We start from the raw sequence: 19936 nt of genomic DNA, 5'->3' as shown, positions 1-19936 counted from the left end.
GGCTGGGAACCGTCCTGACCCGGGCGGCGGTGGGCCAGCAACCTGATTCATCGACCACACCGTTGCCCATCCACCGCTGCAAGGGCGGCCTGCCAGACAGCGGTGACTCAGCAACCGAACCCGAACATCAATCGGTTGCCCATCCACCGCTGCACGGCCCAGCGCCCAGATCTCGAGCGCGCCTCAGCAGAAGCAGAGGAACGGCGCGGGCGCGGTGTGCGGGGTGGGCGGCGGGACGGCGGCGGCGAGCGCCTCGGCCGGCGGCAGTCCGGCGGCGAGGCCGCGGTGGACGCGGACGAGGGCGTCGTACGCCGCCTCGTCGCCGACCGCGGCAGGCGAGGCGATGACGCAGCGGGCGCCAGCGTGGAGCCAGGCGGCGGTCATGCCGATCAGCTCCTCGCCCCAGCGCACGGTCGAGCGCCCGACCTCGCAGGCGGAGAGCAGGACGACGTCGGGGACGGCGGCGAGCTGGTCCACGTCGTACCCGAACCACGGCCCGTCGCTCAGCGCCAGACCGGAGAAGAGCGGGCTCTCGGCGGAGTGCCGGCCGTGGGCGGCGACGTGGAGCACATCGACGCAGGCGGCCAGCTCGGAGACCGCAGCCGCCGTGGCGCGCTCGCCGGTGAGCACGGTCGCGTCGTGCCACTCCTTCGCCGCGAGGGCGACCTCGTCGTCGGCGCGGCGCACGCGGGGACCGGCGACGAAGCCCGCCGTCGAGGTGCGGTACGGCGCCGCGGTCCGCGCCAGCCAGGACGTCGCACTCTGGGCGACGGTGACCGGGCAGCTGGCCAGTCCTGGCAGCAGCGTCCACGGCACACCGGCGAGCGCGCCGGACGGGGTGAGTACGACGGGACGGCCGGCGACGTACGGCAGCAGCGGGCTGACGAGCGCCTCACCGAGCTGCTCGAGCCGGGCGATCAGCTGTGCCCTGACCACCTCGGCGATCGGACCGTCGAGGTCGCCCGACGCCATGTCGAGGTCGGGCAGCAGACCACCGAGCAGCCTGCCGAGCCGGTCCCGGTCGCCGAGGTCGACCCGCCTCACCTCGGCCCGGGTGACGACCAGCGCCACTACCCGGCCGGCCGCGACGACGTACGCCACCAAGGCCTGGTCGCCCAGCCCCGCCCGCAGCTCGTCGAGCGACACCGGCTCGGCCACCTCGCCCGACCCGCGCTGCTGCCACGCACGCTCGCGGATCCGCTTGCGCAGCTCGGCCTCGCGCGCGGGGCTCGGCCCGCTGCGCAGCTCCGCGAGATCCGCCGCCAGCTCGGGGTCGGTCGGCGCGCTGACCGGCTGGATCCGCGACGCCAGCATCCGGGCGCGCTCCGACCACTCGAACAGCACCGCATCCGACCGCGACCCGAGCGCCAGCTCGAGGCCGCGGGTCGCGAGCTGTACGCCGTGGCCCACCACGTTGGTCTGCAGGTCCAGGCTCCCGAACGAGCTCTGCCAGTCGTGCAGCTCGGCCAGGCCACGACGCAGGTGGGCCAGCGCGCGCCCCCGTCGGCCCGCTGCGGTGCAGAGCTCGGCGCGGACGTCGTACGACAGCAGGCGCACGGGCAGAGGCGTCGTCCGCCGCAGGCTCACGCGCGCCACCCGCTCGCGCATGCCGTCCAGGTCGCCCCGGCGGCCGGCGACCCGGGCGGCCTGGAGCCGGGCGGTAGCAGCGGCCTGGTCGAGCCCCACCTTGTCGAGCTCATCGGCCAGATCGTCCCCGCGGGAGATCAAGGCCGGGGCCGTCCGGCCCAGCTCGACCTCTGCCGCGTGGATCACCCCTTCGGCCCGTAGCTGCCACACGGCTGCCCGACTCTTCGCGAACTGGACGCGGGCCCGGCGGGCCGCCTCGAGCGCACCGGCGGGGTCGGCGTGCGCCAGCGACCGCGCGAGATCGAGCTCGAGCTCGCCGCGGCGCCGGTACAGCCGGCGCCCGACGTACGCCCTCAGGGCGCTCCGCAGGGCGTCCCGACCCTCCTCGACCAGCCCGGCGGCGAAGAGCACCTCCGCCCGACCGGAGTCGGCGGTCGCGGCAAGCAGCGGACCCGCGGTGACGAAGGCGGGGTAGGCCTCGTCCATCGCGCTCAACGCGCTGACGAGATCACCCTCGAGCATCCGCGTGTAGCCGACATTGAACCGGGCCTTGGCCGCAGCGAGCTCGTCGCCCGCTTCCGAGAAGTAACGGGCTGCCAGGGCGAAGTCGTCCGCGGCCGGACCGGCGAGGTCCCGCTGGGTATAGACGCTGCCCCGATTGAGATGCGCACGCCCCAGGAGGCGCGGGTCCCGCAGCAGCCGGATCGCGTCACCGAACGCCGCGAGAGCCTCCTCCCGCTCGCCCCGCAGCATCGCCAGGAGCCCTAGCTGACTGTGGAGCGTGCCGCGGGTTGTGTCTGTCAGGCCGGGGTAGTCGAGCGCCCTCCGGCACAGCGCGACCCCGTCACCGGCGCCGGTCTCCTGCCAGATGTAGGCGAGGCTCGCGTCGATCCGAGCGCGCAGGTCTCCGGGCTCGAGCCCGTCCCGGGCTCGTTCCAGCAGATGCCTGGCCCGGGCATGACGCCCCCGGCTGCTCGCAGCAACCCCTCGCGCATGAAGTCTCTCGCGGGACGACACCCTCACATCATGGCGTCATCGCGGAGACTTTGCCTCGACATCGTCCTGCTTCAGCTCGGTGACGCGTTCGACCGCCGTCCAGGCATCCTCGTACGTGGGCTGCTCGCCCGGACCGAATCCCCCCGCTCCGTGGAGCGCCGCGGCGACCTTTCCGGCGGTGATCGGCGCGGCGAAGGAGGTGCCGCTCCAGATCGCGAAGCCGCTGCGGAAGTCGTCCGGATCCATCGAGCTCCGTCGACGTCGCGTCCCCGCCACGTCCACCACGTCGCGTGCGATGGGCTGGTAGCCGCCCTGGACCTTGGGAAAGGTGCTGATCACGACCGCGCCCTGCTCGTAGTGGCGCACCCACCGCCCGACGTTGCTGAAGAGCGCATCTGCCCTCCCGCCGGGGTTCGACGACCCGACCGAGACGATCGGGGCCCGACGCCGTTCCTCCTTGGTCATCTTCCTGCCGATCCACGGTCCGAAGGCGGCTGGGTAGGCCGGCCTGCTGGTCGCGTCGTTGCCGGCCGAGCAGACGACCGTCACCCCCTGAGCGGTGATCAGGTGCAGCACCTCCCGGAGCGCTTGGTCGATGAGTGCCGTGTCACCAGAGGCGTCATGGTCGGTGGACGTCTCGTGGTAGTAGCTCAGGGAGAGGTTGAGGACGTCGATCGGCGTCCCGGTCTTCACCAGGTGAAGGATCTGGGCGAGTGCGATGAGCAGCTCCTTCTCCTCCATCTCGCCGTCGGGCGGCACCACCCGCCAGGAGTAGATGACCGCCTCGGGACATCTCTGGTGGATGAGCCCGGCGACGAAGGTCGCATGGCCGGCGATCCCGTTAAGAGCGCCGTCGAACGGCCCGTCGTCGTCTGCGTCCTGCCAGTCCGGTCCCGAGATCGACGGATCACCGATCTTCATCATCCTCGTCTCCACGACCTTGTCGTGTTCGTCGAGGATCGGCGTGCTGACCTCGACGTCCGTACGGACGACCGGATCATCACCCTGCCTCCGGAACCATGGATGCCGCGCCCACACGCCCGTGTCCAGCATCGCGACGACAGGCCGCCGGCGCGCGCTGTCCGGCTCCCCCTCGGTCGGCTCGTAGTCCCGATCGGAGCGACGGACAGGCTCCGGTCCGGCGTACGCCACGGGCTGACGACCCCCGCTGCCGATACTGAGGTAGCTCGCCACGCCTGATGCGCCGGTCCCGTTCGGTTCGTAGAACGTCGTGTTGGGTTCGTAGAACGTCGTGTTGGGTTCGTAGAACGTCGTGTTGGGCTCGTAGAACGTCGTGTTGGGCCGGAACCCGCGGGGCGCGACCGGCGAGACGAAGTGGTTGAGGCAGGCACCACCCAGGGGGTTGCCGTCGTGGTCGGACCAGAGGGGGTCCGCCCCGTCGCCCTGCTTCGCCTCCTCGAGGAGCGCGCGAGCCTTCTGCAGCACCCTCCAGGCATCAGGCTGCTCCTCGCCGGCCTTGCCCTCGATGTCGATGATGATGAGGCCCCAGTCAAGTCCCTTGGTGCGCTCGTCCTCCCACGGCGTCGCCGTCCAGTTCAGCTCTTCGGCGGCCTTCACCAGCCGCCGCACCACCCGGACGTAGTGCGGCTCGCGCTTGCCGTCGTGACCCCGCGCCTGCGATCGGGCGACGGTGAGATGGACGCCGACGTACGCCGTCGGCATGGCCTTGATCGTCGGGATGACCGCCTTCTCGGGATCAAGGACTCGGCGGTCCGACCAGCCGTTCTTCCACGCATCCCTGTCGCGGCGCGGGTGGCGAGGTTCGTCGGGGTCTTTCGGCACAGCGCTCTCCTGCGTGTCGGTCAGAGTGATGGGGTCAGATCTCGAAGGTCGGGGTGGCGAACGGCGCCCGTGAGCCGTCGTGGGGCTCGAGGCGCAGGTGGACCAGCCCGAGAGGCAGATCGGTGAGCTCGAAGCGACCGGTGTCGCTGACGATGGCAGCAGCGGAGGGCGTCTGCTCGCGGATGGCGCGGACGGTCATCGGCTCGGGCGGGACGATCCAGCCGTCCACGCGGGAGCGGTCGCCGTCGGCGGCGATGCGGAGGAGCAGGTCGACGTCGTCGTACGCGAACCGCAGGGTGTACGCCGTCGAGCCCCGCGCGCCGGCGAGCTCCTCGGAGCGCTCGACGAGGGTCATCAGCTCCAGCTCGAAGGCCAGCCCGGCGGCCTCCTCCTCGGCGGCGGCCGCCTCCTGCATCCGCTCGACGAGTCCGTCGGGGACGGGGTCGCGCTCCTCCCAGACCGTACGGACGATCTCCAGCAGGCTCTCCCGGCTCATCTCCGCCATCACAGCTCTCCTCTTTGCATGAGCGCGACGCGCAGCTTCGCCAGACAGCGCCCGCGGGTGGGTCCGATGCTGCCCACGGGCATGTCGAGGTCGACGGCCAGGGACGCGTAGTCGGGTCGGTTCTCGAAGGCGATCACACGCAGCAGCCGGCGGCAACGCTCCGGCAGCTCGTCGACCGCCTCCCACAGGCGCCGGGCGCCCTCCCGGTCGACGGCGTCCGCCTCGGCCGACCGCTGACGCGGCAGGCGTACGGCGATGTCCTCGTCGTCGACCGGGAGGGAACGACCCGCCCCCCGTGCGGTCCGCCAGGCCTCGCGGCGCGCCGTCATGGTCAGCCAGCCCCCCACGGCGGCTGAGTCGACGATCGCGGAGCTACGGCGGACCAGCGCGAGCCAGGTCGTCTGGATGACGTCCTCGGACTGCTCGCGCGCGAGACCGTAGGCGCGCACCACGTGCCACAGCACGGGTGTCATCACCCCGACCAGGTCCTGGAGCCCGGCTGGGTCCCCAGCCAGCCAACGGTCGAAGGCCCGCGTCGCCTCAACCCAGACAGCCCCGGGGCCGTCAGCCGGCCGGGGCTCGTTGGAGGTCGCGGTGCTCATCGTTCCGGCTCCCCGAGTGGTCGTTACGGTCACGACCCCGAAGAGTTCCGACCACGGGTCGTGATACGTCCGGGAGCCGAGATCTTCCCGAGCCCCACCTTTGCACTCCCAACGCGGCTTGTGGAGTGGGTTCGTCAGTCGGGCAGGTGAACGGGACCTTCGGCCCGGGCTCAGCCCCGGCCCAGCCCCCGATAGGTCCAGCCGGCCTCCTGCCAGGCCCGCGGGTCGAGCACGTTGCGCGCGTCGAGGATCGCGCGGTGTGCCACCCGGTCGCCGACCGCGGCCGGGTCCATCGCGACGAACTCCGCCCACTCGGTGAGCAGCAGCACAAGGTCGGCGGCCTCGACCGCGGCGGCCAGGCTGTCGGCGTACGACAGCCGCGGGGAGTGCCTGCGTGCGGTCTCGCGCGCCTCCGGGTCGTACACCGTCACCTCCGCGCCGCGCAGGTAGAGCTGGTCCGCGACGTCGAGCGCCGGGGAGTCGCGTACGTCGTCGGAGTCGGGCTTGAACGCAGCGCCGAGGACGGCGACCCGGCGGCCGCTCACCCGGCCGCCGAGGATCTCGTGGGCGAGGTCGACGGTCTTCTCCCGCCGGCGGGTGTTGATCTCGTCGACCTCGCCGAGGAAGCCGACCGAGCGGCCCAGCCCGAGCTCGGACGCGCGGGCCTGGAAGGCGCGGATGTCCTTGGGCAGGCAGCCGCCGCCGAACCCGAGGCCGGCCTTGAGGAAGCGGTGGCCGATCCGGTCGTCGTACCCCACCGCGTGGGCGAGGTCGACCACGTCGGCGCCGGTGGCCTCGCAGAACTCGGCCATCGCGTTGATGAACGAGATCTTCGTGGCGAGGAACGAGTTGGCCGCCACCTTCACCAGCTCGGCGGTCTCGAGGCCGACGGTGAGGAACGGCGTTCCACGTGAAACGGCATCCGCATAGACCGCGCGGACGACCTCGACGGTCTCCGGGCGGTCGGCGCCCACGACGATCCGGTCCGGGCGGAGGGTGTCCTCGACGGCGTACCCCTCCCGGAGGAACTCCGGGTTCCACGCCAGGTCGGCGCCCTCGGCCCCGCCCGCGAGGACCGTACGCCGGAGTGCGGCCGCCAGCCCGACCGGCACGGTCGACTTGCCGACCACCACCGCGCCCGGCGCGAGGAGCGGGGCCAGCTCCTCGACGACCGCCTCGACCGCCGAGGTGTCGGCGGCAGGGCGGCCGGGCTGCTGCGGGGTGCCGACGCAGACGAAGTGCACCGCGGCGCCCCGGGCCGCCTCGGCGAGCGAGGTGGTGAACCGGAGCCGCCCGGTCTCGGTGTGCTTGCGCAGCAGCGGCTCGAGGTCCGGCTCGAAGAAGGGCGCCCGCCCGGCGCTCAGCGCCTCGACCTTGGCCGGGTCGGTGTCGACGCCCACCACCTCGTGGCCGAGCTCGGCCATGCAGGCGGCGTGGGTGGCCCCGAGATAGCCGGAGCCGATCACCGTCATCCTCATCGTGCGTCTCCTCGCAGATCGGATCGGAGTCTCACTGGTGCCACGCGCAGGCCGCCTGCATGCGGGTCGGGCGGCGTCGAACGGCTCACACCCGCCGATCGGGGAGCGACCACCGCCGGCCGGTAGCCTTCCGCGGGTGACTGTGACCGTGCGCCCGATCACCGCCGACGAGCACCTGGCCTTCATCGCCACGCGCCCGTTGGTGAGCTTCCTGCAGACCCCCGCCTGGGCGGGCGTCAAGACGGAGTGGCGCTCGGAGTCCCTCGGCTTCTTCCGCGACGGCGAGCTCGCCGGGGCGGCACTGGTCCTCCACCGGCCGGTGCCCAAGCTCAGGCGCTACACGCTCGCCTACCTCCCGGAGGGTCCGGTCATCGACTGGACCGGCGACCTCGCCGAGTGGCTCGACCCGCTGGCGGCGTACCTCAGAAGGAACGGCGCCTTCGGCGTACGGATCGGCCCGCCGGTCGCCACCGCGACCTGGAGCGCGGAGCAGGTCAAGCAGGGCATCGCCGACGACGGCGTCCGCCGGCTCACCGACCTCGCGCCGACGTGGCGCGACCCCGCCGGCGCCCGCGTTGTCAGCCAGCTCCGCCAGGCGGGCTGGCGGCTGCAGTCGCCGGAGGACGGCTTCGGCGCGGGCCAGCCGCAGTACACGTTCGAGATTCCCCTCGTCCACGACGACGGCACCCCGAGGACCGAGGACGAGGTCCTCAAGGGGATGAACCAGCTGTGGCGCCGCAACATCAAGAAGGCCGCCAAGGAGGGTGTCGAGGTGGTCTCGACTGGCTCGCCCGACGGACCCGACGTCGGGGAGGCGCTCGCGGCCTTCCACGAGCTCTACGTCCACACCGCCGAGCGCGACCACTTCACCCCGCGTCCGCTGTCGTACTTCCAGACGATGCAGAAGGCCATGTCCGCCGAGGCCCCCGAGCGCTTCACGCTCTTCCTCGCCCACCACGACGGCGACCTGTTGGCGGCGACGATCATGGTCCGGGTCGGCACGCACGCGTGGTACTCCTACGGCGCCTCCTCCACCGAGAAGCGCGAGGTGCGCGGGTCGAACGCGCTGCAGTGGGCGATGATCCGCGACGCCCTCGCCGCCGGCGCCACCGTCTACGACCTGCGCGGCATCACCCCGACGCTGTCGGCCGAGGACTCCCACGTCGGGCTGATCCAGTTCAAGGTCGGCACGGGCGGCCGGGCGGTGGAGTACGCCGGCGAGTGGGACCTCCCGCTCAACCGCCCGCTCTACACCGCGTTCGACCTCTACATGAAGCGGAGGGGCTGACCGGTGCCGCTCAAGCTCACCGTCGACGGCGAACGCTGGCGCACCCACCTGCGCTCCGTCGCCGACGCCACGCAGGGTCTGGTCCCGGTCGCGAAGGGCAACGGCTACGGCCTCACCCTCGCCCGGCTCGCCCGGCGCGCCGGCTGGCTGGGGTCAGACGTCCTCGCCGTCGGCACGTACGCCGAGCTGCCCGAGGTCGCCTCACGATACGACGGCTCGCTCGTCGTGCTCACCCCGTGGCGCCCCTACGTCCCCGACCTCGTCCCCGACCTCGCCGACCGGGTGATCCACACGGTCAGCCGCTACCAGGACCTCCCGGCCCTGCTCGGCCGCCAGCCCGGCGCCCGCGTCCTGCTCGAGCGGATGACCTCGATGCGGCGCCACGGCATGTCCGCCGCCGAGCTCTGGGAGGCGGCCCCGCTCGCCCGTCGCCGGGCGCGCTTCGAGGGCGTCAGCATCCACCTGCCCATGACCGGTCACAACCTGCCCGAGGCCCGTGCGCTCATGGACGACGTCGTCGGCGCCGAGGCGGCCACCGTCTGGGTCTCCCACCTGACGCCGTCCGAGCTCGAGCAGCTCCGGACGTCGTACGCCGACCTCACGGTGCGGCCGCGCGTCGGCACCGGGCTGTGGCTCGGCGACCGCGGCGCGTTCAGGGCGACCGCGACCGTCGACGACGTGCACCCGCTCGAGCGCGGGGACGGCTACGGCTACCGCGGCCGCACCGCACTCCGCAACGGCCACCTGCTGGTCGCCGCCGGGGGCACCGGCCACGGCCTCGGCCTCGAGGCGCCCACCGGCGCGCCCGGGCTGCGCAGCCGCGCCGTCGCCGTCGCGAAGGGTGGCCTCGACGCGGTCGGTGTCGCCCGCTCGCCGTACCTCCTCGACGGCAGGTCCCTCCTCTTCGCCGAGCCCCCCCACATGCAGGAGTCGATGCTCCTCGTCCCGCACGGCCACCGCGTCCCGGAGGTCGGTGACGAGCTCGAGGTCCGGGTCCGCTACACGACCACGACGTTCGACGAGATCACGGTCACCTGACCCCGCGCCCCGTCAGAGGCGCGCGAGGACCGGATCGGGCGCCACGGCGCTCGCGCTGGCGACCACCGGGTCGTGCCACGGCCGCAGGATGTCGCGTACGACGATCCCGACCAGGTAGAGCTCCCCCGCGACCCGGACGAGGACGGCGAGCCAGTAGAAGGGCACGTCGTCGGTGGCACCGGCGGTGAGCTGCCCGCCGAGATACCACCACACGCAGCAGAAGTAGACGACCTCGCTCGCCTGCCAGACCAGCTGGTCGCGCCAGCGCGGCCGGGCGAGGACGGCGAGCGGGAGCAGCCAGAGGACGTACTGCGGCGAGTAGACCTTGTTGACCAGCAGGAAGCCCGCGACGATCAGGAAGCCGAGCTGGGCCAGCCGCGGCGTACGCGGCGCACGCAGCCCGAGCACGAGCACCCCCGCGCACCACAGCGCGAAGAGGACCCACGACCACAGGTTGATCGTGTGCGGCTTCAGGGTCACGTCGGCGATCTGCGAGCCCACCAGCCACAGCGAGCCGAGGTCGGCTCCGCGGTCGGTGTTGAAGGTCCAGAACACCTTCCACTCCGAAGGTCCGGTGACGTACGCCGGCAGGTCGGCCACCACCCAGGCGAGCGCGGCGCCTACCAAGGCAGCCGCGTACGCCCGCCAGTGTCGTCGTCGCCAGCAGATCAGGAGCAGGCCGCCGAGCAGGAAGAGCGGATAGAGCTTCGTGGCGGTCCCGAGCCCGACCAGGACCCCGGTCAGCAGCGGTCGGCCGCGCGACCAGGCCCACAGCGCCCCGGCCACGAACGCGACGGCGAGCAGGTCCCAGTTGACGATCCCGCTCAGCGCCAAGGCGGGCGAGAGCGCGAAGGCGGCTGCGTCCCACGGTCTGCGCCGGTTGGTCCCGGCCAGCAGCCAGGTCGCGAGCAGCGCGGCGACGGCGAACCCGACCACGTTGACGACGGTGAAGACCCGCACCTCGTGGTCCATCCCCGGCAGGCCCGGAAGGTCCTCGACCGGCGCCGCGTAGCGGAGCGACGTGTCGGGGTGCGTGATCCACTGCGTCACCCAGGACGCGCCCCAGGCGTAGTAGGAGATCCCGACCGGGTACTCCATCACCTGCGGATACCGCGCCCGCACCGTCGGGTCGTCGCTGTAGGGCCACTCGTTCTCGGCGAACCCGCGCAGCGTGTAGAGGTACGGCAGGTCCGAGTAGCACATGTGCGTGTAGCGCTCGGTCGCGTTCTGCCACGTCGCGTCGTAGCAGGGCTTCTTCTGGACCATCCCGATCGCGAACGTCAGAGCGGTCAGGAGCACCAGGATCCCGGCGGCGCCGAACCACCGCCGCCGCCCCCAGGCGTAGCGGCCCAGCGGGCCGCCCACCACCTCCGAGGCGGCCGTGACGACCTCGTCCTCCCGGGTCGGGGCGACGACGGGGCCGGTCACGGGCTCGGGCATCGGGCGGGACTAGGCGGCGTCGTCGGTGAGGCTGCGGCTCGCCGGTGACATCGGCCGGTCGGCGTACGTCGGCCGGACAGCCCACGCCAGCGGCGCGCGGTTCTGACCGGGCGACTTCGTCTTGCCGCCACCTGGACTGGACGTGGTCGAGCTCGGCTCGCTCGACGTGGGCGTCTCGCTCGGCTCGTCGCAGTTCGGGTTCAGCACCGGGCAGCCACCCGACCCGCCGGGATTCGACGGCGACGGCTGGGTCGGCGTCGGGGTGGGGGTCGGCGTGGGCGGCGCGCTCGGGTGGGGCTTGTGGGTGTGCTCCGGCTCCGGCTTGTGCGTCTTCTTCGGCGGCGGCGGTGCCGCGGTGCGCGTCGGCAGCGGCTCGTGGTCGTCGTCGGGCGCGTCGCCGTCGACGTTGGCCGGCGGCGGGAACTCCTCGACGGGGACGCCGTCCATGTCGCGCTGCATGACAGCGGTCCAGGTGTCGGCCGGATAGTCGGCACCGAAGTACGACGGCAGCCAGCCGTCCAGCTTCCCGCGCCCGTTGCCGCGGGTGTACATGACCGCCGTCGCGAGCTGCGGCGTGTAGCCGACGAACCACGCGGAGACGACGTCGCCCTTGTCGTTGGTCGCCGTCCCGGTCTTGCCGGCGGCCGGCCGGCCGAGCGCGAGCGCCGCCCGACCGGTGCCGCTCTGGACGACCTGCTGCATGGCGTACGACACGTCGTCGGAGATGTCCTCCGAGATCGCCCGCGAGCTGTTGTCGTCCTGCTTGTAGCGGTAGAGGACGGTGCCGTCCGGGTCGGTCACCTTGTCGATGACGTGGACGTTGGAGCGTACGCCGCCGTTGGCGATCGTGGCGTAGGTGTTGGCCATGTTGATCGGGCTGATGCCCGCGCGGCCCAGCGTGATGAGGACGTCGTCCGGGTCGTAGTCGCCGCTCGTCGCGGGGATCCCCGGGTAGGCCTTGTCGGCCTTCGTCGGCGGGATGCCCATCCGCAGGCCGGTCTTGTAGATCTTCTGGGGCCCGTCGGGGATGGAGTTCGACATGTCGACGAACGCGGTGTTGATCGACTCCTCGAGGGCGTACGTCGCGGTCACGTGCGAGCCGTAGCTGTGGCCGTCGGCCTCGCCGGCCTGCTCGCCCTCGTTGTGGACGGTCAGGCCGTCGGGGAACTCGTAGGGGCTGTTGCCGTCGAAGGTGTCCTTCAGCGAGAAGCCCGCCTGGAGCGCCGCGGCGAGCGTGACCGGCTTCATCGTCGAGCCGACCATGCCGCCCGAGGAGGCCCAGTTGATCTGCGACTTCAGGAAGTCCTGGCCGCCGTAGAAGCCGCGCAGCGCGCCGGTGCCGGGCTCGACGGAGGCGACGCCGACGTGGAGATTCTTGTCGCTGAAGCCGTCCGGCTCGGCCTCCTTGACCCCCTGCTCGGCGGCGTTCATCGCCTTCTTGGTGAAGGTCGTCTTCACCCGCAGGCCGCCGCCCTCGATCTGCTCGGGAGTGAAGCCGAGGCGGAGCAGCTCGTTCTTGACCAGCGTCAGCGCGTGGCCGCGCTGGCCGCCGTACATGTCACCGGCCTTCGCCTTCGGGAACCGGGGCAGCCGCTTCTCCGCGTGCTCCGCGCGGGCCGCGGGAGCGGTGCCGTCCTCCGCCATGTTCTCCAGGACGTAGTCGTAGCGCTCCTTGAGCGCCTCCTTGGCGTCCTTGCCGTTCTCGGGGTCGAGGCCGTACGGATTGTTCAGCACCGCCGCGAGCACCGCCGACTGGCGCAGGGTGAGCTTCTTCGCGGGCTTCTGGAAGTAGGCCTCCGCCGCCGCCTGGATCCCGTAGGCACCGCGACCGAAGTAGATCGTGTTGAGGTAGCCCTCGAGGATCTTCTCCTTGCTCATGGTCCGCTGGATCTTGAGCGAGAGGATCGCTTCCTTCAGCTTGCGCTTGTAGGAGCGCTCCTGGTTCAGATAGAGGATCTTGACGTACTGCTGGGTGATCGTCGACGCGCCCTGCGTCGCGTTGCCGCGCGCGTTGGAGAACGCCGCCCGGATGATGCCCTTCGGATCGATCCCCTTGTCGGTCCAGAACGTGCGGTTCTCAGCGGCGACGACCGCGTCCTTGATGGTCTGCGGCATCTCGTCGTACGGGATGGAGTCGCGGTTCTGCTCCGCGAACCGTCCGAGCTGCTGGTGGCCGCCGGCGTAGTAGACGTAGGTCGCCTCGGTCTGGAAGTCGCGGTTCGGGTTCGGGATGTCGGTCATCTTGTAGGCCGCGATGGCCAGACCGACGAGCACGAGGACGAACGCGAGCCCGGCCGCGATGACCCAGCGGCCGATCCGCCAGGCGATCTGCTTGCGGGTGAGCGGCTTCTTGCCGTTCTTGCCGCTCCTGCCGGCCTTGCCCGACGTGCCTGCTGACGCGCTGCCGCGCGTGCCGGCCCCCCGACCAGCACCCTGGGTGGATGACCTCGCGGAGCGCTTGCCGGACGAGCCCGTCCGGCGCCTGCCGCTGGTGGGGTGATCACTCACGAAACCGCACAACTCCCGTTGACCGACCGGCCGGCGTACGCCGCCGGCACTCACTGCACACACCGTCGACGAGACTCGCGCCGACGGCCGCCGCCCGCCCGAGCCTTGCAGGCGGCAGCCCACAGGGTACGCACCCCGCAAGGCCGTGCCCCATTCCGGACGCGGGTGCCGCCGGATCCGGACCGGCTCCGGCCGGACTGCCAGATTTTCGATGTGACCCCTGTTCGCAACGGGCGGATATATCGCTACGATGCATTGCATGGCACGTCGCGCGGAGACCATCGAGCTCGCAGTCCTCGGACTGCTGCACGAGGGACCCATGCACGGCTACGAGCTGCGCAAGCGGCTCAACCTGATGCTCGGCTGGGGTCGGGTGCTGTCGTACGGCTCGCTCTACCCTGCCCTGAAGAAGATGCTGCGCAAGCGCCTCATCGAGGAGTCGACGACGTCGCTGACCCCTGTGACGCGGCGCCCGCGGATCGTCTACCAGCTCACCGAGGCCGGCCACCGTGAGTTCTCCGAGCTCATGTCGGAGGTCGGCCCGACGGCCTGGGAGGACGACAACTTCGACATCAGGTTCGCTTTCTTCGGGCGCACCGACATGGAGATCCGGCTGCGGGTCCTCGAGGGCCGGCGCAGCCGGCTCCAGGAGCGGCTGGACCGGATCCAGCAGCAGCTCGCCATGACCCAGAAGGAAGTCGACTCCTACGCCCGTGAGCTCCAGCGGCACGGCGTGGAGTCCGTCGAGCGCGAGGTCAAGTGGCTCTCCCAGCTCATCGACGCGGAGCGCAATCCGCACGAGCCAGAGCCGCCGGCCCCGCCGAGGTCTGGCCACGAAGGCGAAGAAGTGGGCACCCGCCCGCAAGAACCATCCCAGTGGAAGGAGCCCTGATGGGTTCGGTACGTGTAGCAATCGTCGGAGTCGGCAACTGCGCCAGCTCCCTCGTCCAGGGTGTCGAGTACTACAAGGACGCCGACCCCCAGAGCACCGTCCCCGGTCTCATGCACGTGAAGTTCGGGGACTACCACGTCTCCGACGTGCAGTTCGTCGCCGCGTTCGACGTCGACGACAAGAAGGTCGGCAAGGACCTCTCCGAGGCCATCAACGCCTCGGAGAACAACACGATCAAGATCACCGACGTGCCGACCCTGGGCGTCGAGGTCCAGCGCGGCCACACCCTCGACGGCCTGGGCAAGTACTACCGCCAGACCATCGCGGAGTCCGCCGCCGAGCCGGTCGACGTCGTCTCGGTCCTCAAGGACAAGCAGGTCGACGTCCTCGTCTCCTACCTCCCGGTGGGCTCGGAGGAGGCGGACAAGTTCTACGCGCAGTGCGCGATCGACGCGGGCGTCGCCTTCGTCAACGCGCTGCCCGTCTTCATCGCCTCCGACCCGGCCTGGGCGAAGAAGTTCGAGGACGCCGGTGTGCCGATCGTCGGTGACGACATCAAGTCCCAGGTCGGCGCGACCATCACCCACCGGGTGATGGCCAAGCTGTTCGAGGACCGCGGCGTCGCCCTCGACCGCACCTACCAGCTCAACGTCGGCGGCAACATGGACTTCAAGAACATGCTGGAGCGCGACCGGCTGGAGTCGAAGAAGGTCTCGAAGACCCAGGCCGTCACGTCCAACCTCCGCGGCGAGCTCGCCGACAAGATCGACGACCGCAACGTCCACATCGGCCCGTCCGACTACGTGCAGTGGCTCGACGACCGCAAGTGGGCCTACGTCCGGCTCGAGGGCCGCGCCTTCGGCGACGTCCCGCTCAACCTCGAGTACAAGCTCGAGGTCTGGGACTCCCCGAACTCGGCCGGCATCATCATCGACGCCGTCCGCGCCGCGAAGATCGCCAAGGACCGCGGCATCGGCGGCCCGATCATCCCGGCCTCGGCCTACCTCATGAAGAGCCCGCCGGTCCAGATCGAGGACACCGAGGGTCGCGCCATGCTCGAGAGGTTCATCGCAGGCGAGTGACCACGTGACACTGCCCCGTCCGGCGCCAGCCGGGCGGGGCGGTGCGCATTTGGCCTGCACCGATCGGTCACGGTGATCGATCGGTGCACCGCGCCGCCCGGATGGGAAACCAGGATCGTGCAGGCCCTGTGGAGAGCGGCCGACGTTCGCCGGTGATCCGTCGCATCCTCTGGTGCATGACGGTCGACCAGCCCGCCCCCGCCGGGTCCCCCGATCCCGCCGAGGCCACCGAGCTCGACATCTCGATGCCGTTCTCCCGCGCGGACGCCGTCAGCGCCGGTCTCAAGCAGAGCACGCTGCGCGGGCTGCGGTTCAAGCGGCTCTTCGCGGGGGTCTACGTCGCCGCGGACGTGCCCGCGACCCCACTGCAACGAGTGCAAGCTGCGCTCATCCCGTTCCACGGCAACGGGTTCGCGAGCCACGCGTCGGCGGCCCGGGTCTACGGGCTGGCGATCCCGGCGCTCCCGGAAGAGCACGTGACGGTGGTCGAGCCGCGGCATCGCCGGACCCACCCCGGCATCGTCTGCCACGTCGTCAGGCGGGGGCAGACCGTCCGGATCGACGGCGTCGACGTCTCCGCGCCCGAGCAGCTCTTCGTCGAGCTCGCCGACCAGCTCACGCTCGTCGACCTGGTCGTCGTCGGCGACCAGCTCGTGCGAGACCACGGCGTACGCCCCGACGGGCTGCGGGCCTACGCCGCGGCCAGCCGACTCCGCGGGTTCGCGCGGGCGAAAGAGGCGGCGGCGTATGTCCGGGCCGGAGTCAGGTCACCGATGGAGACCAGGCTGCGGATGCTGCTGGTCCTGGCCGGGCTGCCGGAGCCGGAGATCAACACGCTGGTCGGGTCGGAGAACGGGACCAAGCGCCAGCACGACCTTCTCTACCGGGTCGCGAAGGTGGCCGTCGAGTACGACGGGCGCCAGCACGTCGAGGTCGTCCAGCAGTGGGAGTCGGACCTCGAGCGGCGCGAGGACGCCGATGACGACGGCTGGCGCATCGTGGTGGTGATCGCCAAGGGGGTGTTCGTCGAGCCCGAGAAGACGGTCCTCAGGGTGTGGCGGCTGCTGCGCGAGCGCGGCGAGCCCGGCGTACCGGCGACACTGTCGGACGCGTGGCGACCACACTTCCCCGGCCGCGGCTGAGCGGGCCGTGACCGATCCTGGCATCGGCCGCGGCTGGCCCGATGCACCGATCGGTCAGGGAGATCGATCGATGCAGCGAGGCAGGTGGCGGGGGTCACTCCGTCGCCGTCACCGCCAGTAGCGCGAACGACACGAGCCAGTGGGTCGACATCAGGTCGCCCGAGACGATCTCGCGCTCGACCTCGCCGACCTGCGCGCTGGTGGCGGCACGAATGCGGTCGGCACGGTCGGCGGGGAGGTACGCCGCGAGGAGACGGAGCTGCCAGGCGCGGGAGAGCGCGAGGCCGAACAGGTGGACCATCCTGCCGTCGGTACGGTCGTTGACCCGCGGGACCGACAGGAGCGCATCGCCGCCGGTCGCGAGGTCCGGCAGGAAGCCGGCCAGCCAGCGGCCGAACTCCTCCGCGGGAAGCACCCGCCGCATCAGGTCCGCCTCGCAGAGCGCCGGCGAGAGGAAGTCCTCCCCCGACGGCTCCCACGAGCTCGGGTAGTCGCGGTCCGCGCCGAACCACTCGGTCGCCCGCCGCTCGATGGCCGTCACCACCTCGGGGCGGCCGAGGGCGGCGTACGCCTCGTGGCAGAGCGCGAGCCCGAACGCGGTGTTGGAGTGCACGCCGTGCCGGACCGGGTAGGCGAGCCGCGGCAGCCAGTCGAGCAGGTTGTCCGCCACCGCGTCGGCGACGAGGCCGGTCGCCTGCCGCCACCCCACGGCCTCGGGTACGGCCCCCGAGGAGGCGGCCCGGTCGACCGCGGCGGCGAGCATCGCGGCCCAGGCCCAGCCGTACGGCCGCTCGAAGCCGCTCCGCTCCCGCAGGTAGGCGGCCTCGACCGTGCCGTGGGCCGCGGTCAGCCTCCCGTCGAGCTCGGCGACCAGCTCCGCCCGGAGCCCGTCGGACAGTGCCCCTTCACCCAGCAGGCGTACGCCGGACCACTGCATGTGGCACGACGAGTGCCAGTCCACCGACCCGTGGAAGGCCGGATGGAGCCGCTCGGGCGTCACGTCGCAGTCGTCGGGTCCGGTGGAGGCGTGGGAGGAGATCCAGGGGTACGGCGTGCGCAGCACGCGTACGACGGTGCCCGCCCACGTCTCGGCGTACGTCTCCTGCCAGTCGGCAGACATCAGTGCGGGAACCCCCAGATCCAGATGATGAGGACGTTGCAGACCCACAGCGGTACGGCGGTCGGGATCTGTGCCTTGATCGGACCGTACTGGTCCTTCAGCTCCAGCAATGCAGCGGGCACGAGGTTGAAGTTCGCGGCCATCGGCGTGCACAGCGTCCCGCAGAAGCCGGCCAGCATGCCGACGGCGAAGACCACGGCGGGGTTGCCGTCGTACTGCTGGATCAGGACGGGCCAGCCGACCGCCGCGACCATGACCGGGAACGCCGCGAACGCGTTGCCCATGATGATCGTGAAGAGCGCCATGCCGAGGCAGTAGACGACGATCGCGAGGATCAGCACTCCGCTCGGCAGGATGGCGTTGGTGATCCGGCGGACCGCGTCGCCGACGCCCGCGGCGGTGAAGAGCGCACCGAGGGTGGCGAGGAACTGCGGCAGGATCGCGGCCCAGCCGATGTGGCCGAGCAGCCTGTCGCCCTCGCGGAACGGCACCGCGGGCCGCGGCAGCCGGAAGAGGACGAGCCCCACGACGAGCGCGACGACGGCGCCGACGCCGAGTCCGATGATGGTCTCCGAGCCCTCCTCGAGCAGCGGCTCACCACCGACGTCCACCTTCTTGAGCAGCGCGCCGAAGACCACCGCGACGAGCGGGATCACGAGCGCGGGGATGAACAGCTTCGCGCCGAAGCGGTCGGAGAGCGCGGCCCGCTCGGCGTCGTCCGTCGTACGCTCCGTGCCGCGGCCGGGGAAGCCGAGACCGGCGAGCACCGCCAGCGCGATCACGGCCAGCCCCTCCGGAAACGGCGAGGCGCTGCCGTTCACCACGACGGTGCCGTACGCGAACGTGAACGCCAGGATCGCCCAAAAGGCGCCGCTGCCCCAGCGCTTGCGGTCCCCGCCGTCGGTGACCCGGATCAGCGCGACGACGAGGAAGAAGGCCGCGCACAGCCAGTAGAACCACTCGACCTTGATCATCGCGCCTCCTCCGCCTCCTCCACGTCCTCGGACCGCGTCTCCGCCGACGCCATCCGGGAGAGCTCCCCGTCGAGCCGGAGCATCCGGTAGCCGTGGATGAGGAACGCGCAGACCGCGGTCGGGATCGCCCACACCGCGAGGTCGAGCGCGTCGAGCTTGAGGCCGTACGTCGCGTCGACGAGGCCGGTGATCAGCAGGATCGAGCCGACCGCGACGAAGATGTCCTCGCCGAAGAAGAGGCCGACGGTGTCGGCCGACGCGCAGTACGAGCGCACCTTCTCCCGCATCCGCTCGGTCAGCGGACCGTGGCGGCGCTCGGTGGCGGCCTCGGCCATGGGCGCGACGATCGGCCGGACAGCCTGCGCCGGGCCCCCGATCGCGGTGAGGCCGAGGGCAGCGGCGAGCTGCCTGATGAAGAGGTACGCCGCCAGCAGCCGCCCGGCGGTGAGCCCGGCGAGCCTGGCGATCAGGCGACGGGCCTGATGCTGGAGGCCGTACCTCTCGATGAGCCCGATCACGGGCAGCACGACGATGAAGACGGTCACCGACCGGCTTCCGGCGAAGCCGCTGCCGAAGGTGTCGATGATCTCGCGCGGAGACAGTCCGGCGATGAGTCCGGCGAGGATGCCCGCGACGGTGACGACGAGCATGGAGTTGAGCCTGAGGGCGAAGCCGACCACCACGACGGCGACGGCGAGCAGAACCCACATGGGGACCTCCTGGGGCCGAGAACAGGATGGTCCGGCAATCTATGGCGTCCCGATTTCGGTCGTGTGACGCCGCGCGGGCAGGCGCCCCGGTCAGCTCAGCGCTCGGCCTCGGCCTTGAGCCGCTCGAGCGTCCGCTCCATGCCCTCTCGGAGCTCGGCGGCGAAGCAGTCCTGACCGCCGAGGGCGACCTTGGTGAGCCCGCGGGAGAGCAGCGAGATCCCGTCGGGGAGCTCGCGGCGGTGGGTGACGAGGGTGCCGCCGTCATCGGTCGGCTCGAGCCGGTAGGACCACACCGAGTGGTTCTCGGCGATCCGGAACGCGAAGTCGCTGTGCGGGGTGAAGCGGACGACCTTGGCGGTGGTCGGCCAGTGCTTCCAGCCCTGGTGGTTGATGTTGACGAAGCGGGTGCCCAGCCGCACCGGCCGGCCGACCACCACCGTCCTCACGACCTGCGGGCTCCACGACGACATCCGCGCCACGTCGGTGACCATCGCCCAGACCTGGGCGGGGCTCGCGGCGATCGTGGTGGTGGCGGTGAGGTCATCCGGCGTCTGCGTCACAGTCATGGCCGCAACCTACCGACGAGTAGCGCCCGCGCAAAGTGTCACGGTGACAGTCCGCGCCGATGGTGCCACGTGCGAAGTGGGCGAGGTCAATCGGTCGAAGCAACGCTGGGTCAGGCTGCTTGGTCGAGCAGCTGGGCCAGCCGTTGGGCTGGGGTCTGTAGGTCCAGGGTAGGCCGTGGCCGCTGGTTGAGGGTGGCGGCGATGC

Annotated in this window: 16 protein-coding genes; 5 read left to right on the top strand and 11 right to left on the bottom strand. The window is 71.4% G+C overall.

The window, feature by feature from the left end:
- Nucleotides 1-183: 183 nt before the first annotated feature.
- From ABLE53_RS05845 to ABLE53_RS05825, 5 genes are all read right to left on the bottom strand, one after another.
- On the bottom strand, nucleotides 184-2604 hold the full coding sequence (locus ABLE53_RS05845; RefSeq protein WP_348857793.1) for a CHAT domain-containing protein: 2421 nt from the start codon (nucleotides 2602-2604) through the stop codon (nucleotides 184-186).
- Between the two features lie 15 nt (nucleotides 2605-2619).
- Nucleotides 2620-4386, bottom strand: a complete 1767-nt coding sequence (locus tag ABLE53_RS05840; RefSeq protein ID WP_348857791.1) for a S8/S53 family peptidase — start codon at nucleotides 4384-4386, stop codon at nucleotides 2620-2622.
- Nucleotides 4387-4420: 34 nt separating this feature from the next.
- The gene (locus tag ABLE53_RS05835) at nucleotides 4421-4891 is read right to left on the bottom strand and encodes a hypothetical protein (RefSeq protein ID WP_348857789.1); all 471 of its coding nucleotides are present in this window, start codon (nucleotides 4889-4891) and stop codon (nucleotides 4421-4423) included.
- Nucleotides 4891-5493 (bottom strand): RNA polymerase sigma factor, encoded by a 603-nt coding sequence (locus ABLE53_RS05830; RefSeq protein ID WP_348857788.1) that lies wholly within the window; start codon nucleotides 5491-5493, stop codon nucleotides 4891-4893. Before ABLE53_RS05830 ends, ABLE53_RS05835 begins: the two co-directional genes overlap by 1 nt.
- A gap of 170 nt (nucleotides 5494-5663) precedes the next feature.
- Nucleotides 5664-6971 (bottom strand): UDP-glucose dehydrogenase family protein, encoded by a 1308-nt coding sequence (locus tag ABLE53_RS05825; RefSeq protein WP_348857787.1) that lies wholly within the window; start codon nucleotides 6969-6971, stop codon nucleotides 5664-5666.
- Nucleotides 6972-7107: 136 nt separating this feature from the next.
- On the opposite strand from ABLE53_RS05825, the gene ABLE53_RS05820 reads away from it, so the two are divergent.
- Complete coding sequence (locus tag ABLE53_RS05820; protein ID WP_348857786.1) at nucleotides 7108-8259, top strand: lipid II:glycine glycyltransferase FemX; 1152 nt, start codon at nucleotides 7108-7110, stop codon at nucleotides 8257-8259.
- Nucleotides 8260-8262: 3 nt separating this feature from the next.
- The gene (locus ABLE53_RS05815) at nucleotides 8263-9297 is read left to right on the top strand and encodes an alanine racemase (RefSeq protein WP_348857785.1); all 1035 of its coding nucleotides are present in this window, start codon (nucleotides 8263-8265) and stop codon (nucleotides 9295-9297) included.
- 12 nt (nucleotides 9298-9309) lie between these two features.
- On the opposite strand, the gene ABLE53_RS05810 is transcribed toward ABLE53_RS05815, so the two are convergent.
- Nucleotides 9310-10737, bottom strand: coding sequence for a glycosyltransferase family 87 protein (locus tag ABLE53_RS05810; protein ID WP_348857784.1), 1428 nt, complete (start codon nucleotides 10735-10737; stop codon nucleotides 9310-9312).
- Nucleotides 10738-10746: 9 nt separating this feature from the next.
- The gene (locus ABLE53_RS05805; protein ID WP_348857783.1) at nucleotides 10747-13245 is read right to left on the bottom strand and encodes a transglycosylase domain-containing protein; all 2499 of its coding nucleotides are present in this window, start codon (nucleotides 13243-13245) and stop codon (nucleotides 10747-10749) included.
- Nucleotides 13246-13504: 259 nt separating this feature from the next.
- On the opposite strand from ABLE53_RS05805, the gene ABLE53_RS05800 reads away from it, so the two are divergent.
- From ABLE53_RS05800 to ABLE53_RS05790, 3 genes are all read left to right on the top strand, one after another.
- Nucleotides 13505-14137 (top strand): PadR family transcriptional regulator, encoded by a 633-nt coding sequence (locus ABLE53_RS05800; protein WP_348857782.1) that lies wholly within the window; start codon nucleotides 13505-13507, stop codon nucleotides 14135-14137.
- Complete coding sequence (locus ABLE53_RS05795; RefSeq protein WP_348857780.1) at nucleotides 14137-15219, top strand: inositol-3-phosphate synthase; 1083 nt, start codon at nucleotides 14137-14139, stop codon at nucleotides 15217-15219. The genes ABLE53_RS05800 and ABLE53_RS05795 overlap by 1 nt, the downstream gene beginning before the upstream one ends.
- Before the next feature lie 176 nt (nucleotides 15220-15395).
- Complete coding sequence (locus tag ABLE53_RS05790) at nucleotides 15396-16361, top strand: hypothetical protein (protein WP_348857779.1); 966 nt, start codon at nucleotides 15396-15398, stop codon at nucleotides 16359-16361.
- 94 nt (nucleotides 16362-16455) lie between these two features.
- Here the strand turns inward: ABLE53_RS05790 and ABLE53_RS05785 are convergent, their stop codons facing one another.
- The 4 genes from ABLE53_RS05785 to ABLE53_RS05770 form a co-directional block, all read right to left on the bottom strand.
- Nucleotides 16456-17481 carry a DUF2891 family protein gene (locus ABLE53_RS05785; protein ID WP_348857778.1) on the bottom strand — a complete coding sequence of 342 codons (1026 nt, stop codon included), beginning with the start codon at nucleotides 17479-17481 and terminating at the stop codon, nucleotides 16456-16458.
- Nucleotides 17481-18455, bottom strand: a complete 975-nt coding sequence (locus ABLE53_RS05780; protein ID WP_348857777.1) for a DUF979 domain-containing protein — start codon at nucleotides 18453-18455, stop codon at nucleotides 17481-17483. Before ABLE53_RS05780 ends, ABLE53_RS05785 begins: the two co-directional genes overlap by 1 nt.
- Nucleotides 18452-19165 (bottom strand): DUF969 domain-containing protein, encoded by a 714-nt coding sequence (locus ABLE53_RS05775; protein ID WP_348857776.1) that lies wholly within the window; start codon nucleotides 19163-19165, stop codon nucleotides 18452-18454. The genes ABLE53_RS05780 and ABLE53_RS05775 overlap by 4 nt, the downstream gene beginning before the upstream one ends.
- A gap of 95 nt (nucleotides 19166-19260) precedes the next feature.
- Nucleotides 19261-19731, bottom strand: coding sequence for an SRPBCC family protein (locus tag ABLE53_RS05770; protein ID WP_348857775.1), 471 nt, complete (start codon nucleotides 19729-19731; stop codon nucleotides 19261-19263).
- Nucleotides 19732-19936: the final 205 nt, after the last annotated feature.

Source organism: Nocardioides asiaticus (assembly GCF_040049175.1).
In the GTDB taxonomy this organism is placed as follows: domain Bacteria; phylum Actinomycetota; class Actinomycetes; order Propionibacteriales; family Nocardioidaceae; genus Nocardioides; species Nocardioides cheoyonin.
The sequence above is the reverse complement of the archived record's forward strand: the minus strand, read 5'-3'. Positions and strand labels throughout refer to the sequence as shown.